Raw genomic sequence first — 10,095 nt, 5'->3', positions numbered from 1 at the left:
TGCTGCGGAATCTCGGGTTTATGACCAGATATGCGATTCACGTATTCAATTTCAATGTAGTCTTGGTTATCGCGTTTGGATGCTGCAAATTTAAGTTCATTTGCCGCTACTTTAGATGCTGGACCGTCATAGATGACACGATAATCCTTATAGGTTTTAAGCAGTTCCAAAAGCTTTTTGGTAAACCCTACTTTCAGATCATCGCGTAGGACTCCATCTTCAAGAATGACGTGAATATAACGAGGTTCAAGAGATAGGTAACTTGGTGTGGCAATGGGCTCGATGACTTTTGCAGCGGCTCGATCATTTTGCTTTACGTGCAGATAGCTTGCACCTACACCTATGCCGATAACGAGTAATGCCGCGGTTGCAATCCAGCGCTTCCTAAAACCAGTTTTCTTTGTTGCAGTTTGCATGGCGGGGCGTTGACGTACTGGCTCAGCCGCTGAGGCTTCGACTTCCGTGCTTGCTCCTGCTTCAGGGAGAACAATATCGGTTGTTTCAGGTGCCGACTCGTCTCGCAAAACATCAATTTTTTCAGAGACAGAATCAGTGGTTTCGATGACAGGTTGAGGTGCTTCTATGACTTTTTCAACAGTCGCATCGAGCTTATATCCACGTTTTGGAACCGTGACAATGTAGCCATATGGGTGGTTGCCGTGCTGTTTGAGTATCTTCCTTAGCTCAAAAATAGCTTGAGTGATAACTTGGTCTGTTAGGATTGACCCATTCCACACTTCGTTAATAAGTTCGTCTCTTGAGAACACGGTGTCGGGATTTTCACATAAGAAGTGAAAAAGCTTGGATAGCCTGTTATCAATGACGATATCTTCTCCATGTAAAACGAATTTGTCTTCGTATGGATAAAACACCCAATCATCTATTTTAAATTGTACTTTTTGATTTTTCATAGACCATTCATAACTTACTGTATCTAATAAAGAAGTATTGGATAGTATTGGTGAAAATACAAAAAAAACCTCGATACATTTTTGTAACGAGGCTTTCAGCGCTAAGAATTGACTATCGATTGTTCAAATAAGTTTGATAGTAGCTTTCTAAAACGGCATTGATTGCTGTTGAAATTGTCGCATAAGCCGACTGTGGCAAGTTAGCGAGAGAGACACGTAGTGACCATTCTGGAGCATCAAAACCACCACCAGGCATGACCACAATACTACTTTCTTCGGCTAGGCGAACTAGGAAGTCTAGCGGTTCATAGCCTTCTTGTATCCAGGCAAAGAAATCACTGCTGTACGCAGATGTTGCTAGGTCTTGGATATTAATCTCAACGTAATAGAAAGCGCCATTACTGTTGTCTTCAGCGATGGTTGGCTCAGTCAGCGATTTTTCCATGAGTGTGTGATAGCGAGCACGTACGATGCGTTTCGCGTTATCTTGGTATTCTTTACCACCTTCTAGTAGAGCAAGCAGAGAAAACAGTGCCATTTGGATTTGTTGTGGAGTAGACAGTCCAGCAGTGTGGTTTAGAGCAACTGCACGGCTATCAGCAACAAGTCGGTCGATGAACTTGATATTTGCAGGATCAAGACTGATACCACTATAGCGTCGAGTCAGTTCTTGACGTGTAGATTCTGGTAGATCCTGGATCATCTTATCAAGATTGTTGTCTTCATTTAGTGCAATTACGCCCAAACGCCAACCAGTTGCACCGAAGTATTTCGAGTATGAGTACACCAGAATAGTATTTTTAGGTGCTAACATTGCTAAAGAGGTGAAGTTATCGGTGAACGTACCGTACACATCATCAGTAAGCACGATCAGCTCTGGGCGCTCATTGGCGATATCTGCAATTTTTTGCAGTGTTTCATCGCTCAGTTTCACTGAAGCTGGGTTACTTGGGTTAACGAGGAAGAAGGCTTTGATTTTAGGGTCACGAAGCTTTTCTAGTTCGCTATCTGGGATTTGCCATTGTGTCTCTTCTGACGCCATTATCTCTACTTTGTTTAAGCTGTAGTCTTCAAGCTCTGGCATTTCTAGATAAGGTGTAAACACTGGTGCACCAATGGCAATGTTATCTCCTTTATTTAGAAGACGGTTGGTTTTCAATGTGTTGAAGATATATACCATCGCAGCAGTGCCGCCTTCGACAGCAAACAAATCAAAGTGAGAGTCTGGTAAACCAGCTTTGCTGCCCATCTCTTGTTCAATGTATTTACGAGAAATGAACTCGCAGTTTTTAAGCATGCGATCAGGTACAGGGTAGTTGTCGCCCAGAATGCCTTCTACCCATTCATAGATGAGCTCATCCGCATCAAGTTTGTGTTCAGTTGTTAAGAAGCTAAATGCATTTAGAAGAAAACGAACGCCTTCATTCTGTTCATGGTCTTCACAGAATGACAGAAAGCGCGTTGAGATATTGTCTTTTTCACTCATGCCGCCAAAACCAGGGTATTGAGAGTAGGTTGCTTTAGATTCTTGTAGAGCAAACATACCTAACTGGAAAAATGCGTCTCTTGGCACTGTCGCTACCCAGTTTGGGTTGCCTCGACCAGCATTTATCATAGCGTGATCTTTGTTTTCAGCAGCAAGCTTCATCAGTGTATCTTTTACTTCAAATGGGCTAAGCGTTTCTAGCTGTTTTTCGTCATTACGATTCATTTTCGATTCCAAATATTATTTTATAAGCGCAGTTATTACGCTAGGGATATATTAATTCTCTTACTTAGAACTTGTTTTATGATGAGTTCTAGAAGAAGTTTTGTGGCTGTGCTTTTTATCATGGTGATGTTTGTCATGATGACCATCTGAGTGGTGATTAACTAAATGTTTATGGCCTTCGTTTTTACCACCATGTTTTTGGTGAGGATGAGTTTTAACTTTATCTTCAAATTCCAAGTGGTCTTTATTGTGTTTGTGCTCTACATCACCATAGATTCTTTTCATCTTCTCTGAGGTGGTGTGTTTTGTATGTTGCATTTTCTCTGACATAGTCTTACTCCTAATTAAGTACCCGGATACTTTAATCTTTCCCCTTTGATAAAACATGAAATTGCCATCATTGTTTTATATTTTATCCTTCCTTTGTTTTATGTAAGATATTGATTTTTAATGTTTATATTTTGTTTATTGAACATTATGCATTGATTATCCAAGAGTTATTAAATTCTCTTCCTATCACGGTAGATTAAATGTGTTCTCAACGTTAAACATTATTAAGTGAAGGTTATGTCTAAGAAAGCAATATCAATAGTCCTAGCTGTAGTAGTATTAATACTGCTATTTGTTTTCGGATTTAATAGTTTTAAAAATCATATGATCGCTAAAAAAATCAGCGAGTATAAAGCACCTGCTGTTTCTGTAACTGCTATTACATCTAAAAAAGATAGCTGGGAACAAAACATCCAAGCAGTAGGTCAAATTACATCTAAACAATCTACAGAAGTTACCAGTCAAATATCCGGTCAGGTTAAAGCAATCAACTTTAATTCCGGTCAAACGGTAAATAAGGGTGATGTTATCGTTCAACTTGATGACTCATTACTACAAGCAAAATACCGTAGCCAACTTGCAAAGCAGAAATTGGCAAAGATCGAACTTCAACGTCAGGTGAAACTTCTTAAAACCAAAAGCACAGCAAAAAACTCGGTAGATAAAGCGCAAGCTCAATATGACGCAGAGTCGGCAGACCTTGCTTACATTAAGTCGCAAATTGACTTTATGAGTATCAAAGCCCCGTTTGCTGGCAAATTAGGTATTCGCACCATCGATCTTGGTGATTACATCAATCCAGGTGCACTTATTGTTGAGTTAGAAAGTATTAACGACAACTTCATCGATATCTCAGTTTCAGAAGACTTTCAGCCACAGCTTGCATTAGGGCAAAAGGTGACTTTTACCAATGATGCCTATGGAGACAAAACATTCTCTGCGATTGTTTCTGCTATCCAGCCATCATCAGATGAGCAGTCACACAACATCAGTGTGCGTGCAGAAGTAGAAGGCGATGGAAACCAACTTGTGAGTGGCATGTACATCAACGCAAAAATAACGTTAGGCAGTGAAGTCGCGATTGTTCCCGTACCAAAAGTTGCTATCTCTTACTCTCTTTATGGCGACAGCGTCTTTGTCGTGAAAAATGAAAATGGTCAACAAGTTGTCGAGCAGAAGTTAGTCGAAATTGGCCCCCGCAAAGATGACTTAGTCGGCATTGTGTCAGGCTTAGAGCGAGGCGAAATCGTTGTGACTTCCAACCAACAACAACTTAAGAAAGGAACCGTGGTTAAGATCAATAACTCAACTCCGTTTCCTAAAACATTTAAGTAATAAATAGGCAAAATTATGAATTTTACCGACATATTTATAAAGAGACCTGTTCTAGCAACAGTGTTGAGCTTGGTGTTATTGGTGCTGGGGCTCAAAGCTTTTTCGGAGCTTCAGGTTCGTCAATACCCAGAAATTGAAACGGGTGTGATTACGGTTACGACGACCTATCCAGGCGCAAGTTCGACCAGTGTCCAGGGTTATGTTACCCAACCTCTGCAGGCGCAAATCGCGCAAGCTGAGGGAATTGACTACATGACATCAGAAAGTAGCTTAGGTAAGTCTTTAATTACGGTGAATCTGAAACTGGATTATCCAACGGATAAAGCACTAACCGAAATCTTGTCGCTGGTTCAACAAGTGAAATATCGCTTACCAGCAGGTACGCAGGATCCGAGCATCTTGAAATCGACATCACAGTCGCCAATCCTTTATGTTTCGTTTTCAAGTGACCGCCTGGCAACACAACAGATTTCTGACTATGTGAGTCGCGTGGTTAAGCCAACATTCTCAACTGTAGATGGCGTATCAAAAATCGACCTACTAGGACAGAGTGACTTTGCAATGCGTATTTGGTTGAACCCAACCAAAATGGCGGCGTTTGGTCTAACGGCTGCCGATGTACAGGCTGCAATCCAGGGCAGTAACTCTGTGAGTGCTGCGGGTAAATTGAAAGCGGACTATATCGAGATTGATATTAATGCACACACTGATGCATCATCCGTTGATGAATTTAAAAACATGGTGCTTAAAGCTGCGAATGGTCAATTAATTCACCTAGAAGACGTAGCAACGGTAGAGCTTGGTGCGAACACTTACGACTCGCGCGTACTGTTTAACGGTACAAGCTCGATCACAACAGCAATCAGCAATACCTCGACATCAAACCCGCTAACGGTTGTTAAAGGACTGTACGACGTTCTTCCAGCGATTAAAGACAGCTTGCCGCTAGGTATGAAAGCGGAAGTGGTTTATGACTCAACGAAATTTATCGATAGCTCGATTGAAGAAGTAACCAAGACTCTTGTAGAGGCTGCGGTGATCGTAATTATCGTCATCTTAGCGTTCTTGGGCTCAATGCGTGCCATGGTCATTCCTTTGGTTACTATTCCATTGTCACTCATCGGTTCGTTGTTCTTGATGATGTCTATGGGCTTTAGTATCAACCTGTTGACGCTACTGGCAATGGTATTGGCTATCTCCCTAGTTGTTGACGATGCCATCGTTGTTGTAGAAAACACCTTCCGTCACCTTGAGGAAGGGGCAACACCAGTACAAGCGGCGATTGAAAGTGCACGAGAGATCGCTGGCCCTGTCATCGCTATGACGATTACGTTGGCTGCCGTATATGCTCCGATCGGCTTTATGGGTGGTCTAACGGGGAAACTGTTTACAGAGTTTGCGTTTACTCTTGCTGGTTCTGTATTGATCTCTGGATTTATCGCACTAACTCTCACACCAATGATGACTTCTAAAATGCTCAACAAGCAGATTCTAGAAGGCGCAATGGTTAAGAAAATTGATAATGTTATTTCTGGTGTTACACATCATTATGAAAACATCCTAACGACCGTACTCAACAACCGTCTGTTGGTGTGGCCATTAGTTCTGACTTTCCTTGTGTCGTTGGTGTTCATGTTTACTCACACTGCGAGTGAATTGGCTCCGCAAGAAGACCAAGGTGTTGTAATCATGATGGGTCAAGGCCCATCGCAAGCTAATACCGACTACCTTGGCAATTTCACTCAAGCGTTGGATAAAACGATCAGCAGTTATCCTGAAACTGAAATGTCGATGATGGTAAATGGTTACCAAAAAGACAATAAGTTCTTCGGATTAGGTGTACTTAAAGATTGGGATTCTCGTGAAGCGTCAGTGAAAGACATCATGACAAGATTCCAGAACGACATAGTCGATTTCCCAGGATTGCAGGTGTTTACTATTTCACCTCCAGATCTACCTGGTACATCGCAAGGTCTGCCGTTCCAAATGGTATTGAAAACGCCGACGGGAAGCTATGAGGAGCTCTACCAGTACGCAGAAAAAATGAAAGAGTATGCGGTCAATAGTGGCAAGTTTATCTATGTTCAGAATGACTTAGAGTTCAATAAGCCTCAGGTAGAAATTACCATTAATCGTGACAAAGCAGCATTGATGAATGTGAACGCGCAAGAAATTGGTAATGTGTTAACTCGCTACGTGAGTGAAGGCTTTATTAACTATTTCGCATTAGATGAGCGCAGCTATCAGGTAATCACTCAAGTAGAACGCTCTGACCGTAGTTCTTGGAATGATATCGACCAATATTACGTGCGCTCAAATAACGGCACTATGGTCCCGCTATCAGCGCTTATTGATATCAAGCAAAGTGTGCAGCCATCAGCCGTGGATCAGTTCCAGCAATTGAACAGCGCGACTATCGAAGCGAAGATGATGCCAGGCGTTAGTATTGGTGAAGCTTATGAAGTGATGCAGGAAGGTGCAAAACAAATTCTTCCAACGTCGTACGCAACAGATTCATCTGGTCAGTTACGTCAGTATGTCCAAGAGGGAGCGTCTCTGGTTTCAACCTTTGCTCTTGCGCTTATTATCATTTATTTGGTGCTAGCGGCTCAGTTTGAAAGTTTCAAAGATCCATTGATCGTATTGACCAGTGTTCCGTTGTCGATATTCGGAGCCATGATTCCTTTGTACTTGGGTATCGATACGCTCAATATCTACACTGAGGTTGGCCTTGTAACGCTTATCGGTCTGATCAGTAAGCACGGTATTTTGATCGTGGAGTTTGCGAACCAAATCCAGCCGGAATTCGCAGGCGATAAGATTGCCGCAGTGAAGAAAGCAGCAGCGGAACGTTTACGTCCAGTATTGATGACAACAGCAGCAATGGTAATTGGTGTCGTACCACTACTGACAGCAGCTGGTGCTGGCGCGCAAAGCCGCTTCTCTATCGGTCTAGTAATTACTGTGGGCATGACAGTAGGTACTCTGTTTACCTTATTTGTCGTCCCTACGGTTTATACATTCCTGGCTGATGACCACTCAGGTGAATCTACTGAGGATACCAACACTAAGCTTGTAGAAGAGCAACAATAGTGAAGAAAACCAATCAAAAAGCACCAAGGATGGTGCTTTCTTTTTTTGCAGCCTCTTGCTTTTTATTTGTGATGCCGTTGAGTCAGAGCTACGCCAATACAGGGCGAGGTGAACAAAGTTCAATAGTCTCTCTGTCTAAACCAGTATTTGTTGAAAATACTCGGAAAGCAGAAGCTCAATTGGCTGAGTTTGATAGAAAAATCGATGCCAATCAACAGCTTCAGAAGGAGTGTGTTAACAACTGTGCTGTGCTTGAGAGGGAAGAAGCAAGGCTGAAAAAAGAAAAAAAGGCATTTATAGAAACCAATCGATTACCACTGGTTTCAATATTAGGAGGCCCTGGCTATATGCCGGAAACAGGGCTTATGCTCGCGTTAGGAGGGCTCTATTCTTTTAGCACCGACCGCGACAGTGACAACTTACAACGTTCTAGTGTCAGTCTCGTGGCAATTGGTAACGAGATGGAGTCTGGTATCGGCTTTGGTTTACGTTCGAAACAGAATTTGTTTTTCCAGAATAACGATATTCGTTATGTAGGTAGTCTGAGCTTTGGCAATCAAAGCCAGTACTACTGGGGAACAGGCTATGACAAGGGAAAGGTAGTTGATGCAAGTGATGATATGTCGTTGGACTACAAGTTTGTTAACTACGATGCCAATCTGACCTTTAGAACAAATCAACATTGGTACGTAGGTCCTGTTCTTCGCGTTCGCTACTACGATCCTAGCAATGATGATTTACCCACGAGTGCCTTAAACGATGACAACTTCCAAACTTATCATGATAAGCCATTTTCAATCGGTGCAGGTTTTACAGTGCAATACGATACTCGCGATGTAACGGTTAATGCCTGGCAAGGGAGTTTCCTTGGAATTGAGTTTGTCGATTACAACTCATTCATTGGCAGTGACAACGACTACTCAAAAGCGTCTGTGGATTATCGATACTACTACGCCCTGTCAAAAGGCAAGGTGTTAGCGTTATTCAATAAGCTCCAATGGAGTCAAGGTGATGTCCCATTTTATGACATGCCGACCTTGGGCGGGCAAGACTCTATGCGAGGCATCTATCAAGGTCGCTATCGCGACAACATTGCCATCGAAAACACATTGGAATATCGATGGACCCTGAGAGACGGTCAAGACCACTTGACTAAGCACGGTGTGACATTTTGGGCTGGAGTAGGTTCCGTCGATAGTTCATTGGATGAGCTGTACTCGAACTTTCTCTATAGCTACGGCGTCGGCTATCGGTATGAAATTCAACCGCGAATGAACGTTCGCGTGGATTTGGGGATAGGAAGCAATAACGACAAAGGTTTTTATCTCACCTTTACCGAGGCGTTCTAATACGCCTCAAATATACATTACACAATCAATTAGAGAAAACAAATGAAGACTAAATTATTATTAATCAGTACGTTAACGTCTATTTTTATGATGGGCTGTACGAGCACTCAAGAATTTCTAAATGAAAACCAATCTATGGCAACGGAAGCGGCAATGAATCGTGCGAAGTTTGAACTAAGCTGCCAAACTGTGCAAACAACAGTACTAAACAAAAAAACGATCGATCTTTATCGTTATGAAGTACCTCAGTATCAAGTTGGAGTGTCCGGCTGTGGTAAAAAAGTGGTGTATATAGTCAACTGTAATCCCGACAGCGGTTGTATGGTGTATGACAACAAGAACGCTCCAATATCAGAAAGCAAATCTCAATAACCTCAATTTAGGCATGCAAATATAGGTACGTTTGTATGCCTCTTTCTGACACCTCACTAATAAGTTCCTATTCTCTCAAAGTGTTCCATCACTTCTTCAAGCTAATAACCCTTCGAGCTAACACACTCCAAGACAATACTTTTTGACACAATTGATATCGCTTTTTCACCACTATAACCGAGTTGGGCCTTTGCTTGTTGACTGGTTGGCAATGGATGAATTGAACGATGAACTACTGACGAAGCTTTTCATTCGTGGAGGATAGAAAGCGGAAATGAGGAAACAGGTAGGAAAGATAAAAAAATCCCCGATATTGAATCAATATCGGGGACAAAAATTAGTATAGCGTTACTTTCGCTGTGTATTCAGTACGTTCTGATTGGTTTACAGGGTGTTGATAGTAGTCAACAGTGAAGTAAATCGGTTTATCTTGGTTGATACGCTCCGCGATTTTCTTCTCTAGATCTTGAACAGAATCAAAGTCGTAAACGTGGAAAGAATAACCCGGCTTAAGGTCCATTTCTTTAGCTTCTTCTTGAGTGATGTAAGTTTGGCGATAGATAGAATCTAAGTAAGTATCAAACTGTGTAGTAACACTATCGTCAGTCACTAAAACATAGTCGAATTCGTTAGCGCGAATTGTGTCAGTTTGAAGTGAGCTCATTGCTGCATCAACGCTTAGTTGGTTCTGCTCTTGAGAGCCGTCACTGGCAACAATTGATGGATTAAAGTCATCTGCCATTACCGATGCAGAAGCTAGAACACAAAGAGGAAGTACATATTTCAACATTTTAAATACCTTATTAATTGACGCCTAAATGGCGTTGGTTGAGCTTATATATACCTGATGATTTAATCAGGCCAGATTTCGATGTTAATTTTAACTGCTACATAAAATGATAAAATAATAAGGCTCTAATTGTATGGTAAATAATAAATATTCTTATTTCTGTATTTTTGTTTTAGATTTATCTATTCAAAGGTGGTTTTATAT

The 10,095-nt window shown here is 41.7% G+C and carries 8 protein-coding genes; 4 read left to right on the top strand and 4 right to left on the bottom strand.

Going from position 1 to position 10,095, the window contains the following annotated elements:
* From HW45_RS30090 to HW45_RS25945, 3 genes are all read right to left on the bottom strand, one after another.
* The coding region (locus tag HW45_RS30090; RefSeq protein WP_235225546.1) for a winged helix-turn-helix domain-containing protein at nucleotides 1-911 on the bottom strand (911 nt) is incomplete at its 3' end.
* Between the two features lie 112 nt (nucleotides 912-1,023).
* Nucleotides 1,024-2,622 carry a bifunctional aspartate transaminase/aspartate 4-decarboxylase gene (locus HW45_RS25950; RefSeq protein ID WP_038230852.1) on the bottom strand — a complete coding sequence of 533 codons (1,599 nt, stop codon included), beginning with the start codon at nucleotides 2,620-2,622 and terminating at the stop codon, nucleotides 1,024-1,026.
* A gap of 60 nt (nucleotides 2,623-2,682) precedes the next feature.
* Complete coding sequence (locus HW45_RS25945; RefSeq protein WP_006070224.1) at nucleotides 2,683-2,952, bottom strand: hypothetical protein; 270 nt, start codon at nucleotides 2,950-2,952, stop codon at nucleotides 2,683-2,685.
* Nucleotides 2,953-3,189: 237 nt separating this feature from the next.
* Here HW45_RS25945 and HW45_RS25940 point away from each other — a divergent pair, with 237 nt between their 5' ends.
* From HW45_RS25940 to HW45_RS25925, 4 genes are read left to right on the top strand one after another with little or no spacing between them, the layout of a single operon-like run.
* On the top strand, nucleotides 3,190-4,287 hold the full coding sequence (locus HW45_RS25940; RefSeq protein WP_038221943.1) for an efflux RND transporter periplasmic adaptor subunit: 1,098 nt from the start codon (nucleotides 3,190-3,192) through the stop codon (nucleotides 4,285-4,287).
* 15 nt (nucleotides 4,288-4,302) lie between these two features.
* Entirely contained in the window at nucleotides 4,303-7,380 is a 3,078-nt protein-coding gene (locus HW45_RS25935; RefSeq protein ID WP_038230851.1) for an efflux RND transporter permease subunit, read from the top strand.
* Nucleotides 7,380-8,729, top strand: a complete 1,350-nt coding sequence (locus HW45_RS25930; protein ID WP_200874604.1) for a BamA/TamA family outer membrane protein — start codon at nucleotides 7,380-7,382, stop codon at nucleotides 8,727-8,729. The genes HW45_RS25935 and HW45_RS25930 overlap by 1 nt, the downstream gene beginning before the upstream one ends.
* A gap of 42 nt (nucleotides 8,730-8,771) precedes the next feature.
* On the top strand, nucleotides 8,772-9,101 hold the full coding sequence (locus tag HW45_RS25925; protein ID WP_038230850.1) for a hypothetical protein: 330 nt from the start codon (nucleotides 8,772-8,774) through the stop codon (nucleotides 9,099-9,101).
* A gap of 337 nt (nucleotides 9,102-9,438) precedes the next feature.
* Here the strand turns inward: HW45_RS25925 and HW45_RS25920 are convergent, their stop codons facing one another.
* A complete protein-coding gene (locus HW45_RS25920) occupies nucleotides 9,439-9,891 on the bottom strand; it encodes a DUF2536 family protein (protein WP_006070219.1) in 453 nt (150 codons plus the stop codon).
* Nucleotides 9,892-10,095: the final 204 nt, after the last annotated feature.

The sequence above is a fragment of the Vibrio sp. ER1A genome (assembly GCF_000733315.1).
Taxonomy (GTDB): Bacteria; Pseudomonadota; Gammaproteobacteria; order Enterobacterales; family Vibrionaceae; genus Vibrio; species Vibrio mediterranei.
This window is presented reverse-complemented; position numbering and strand designations above follow the sequence as displayed.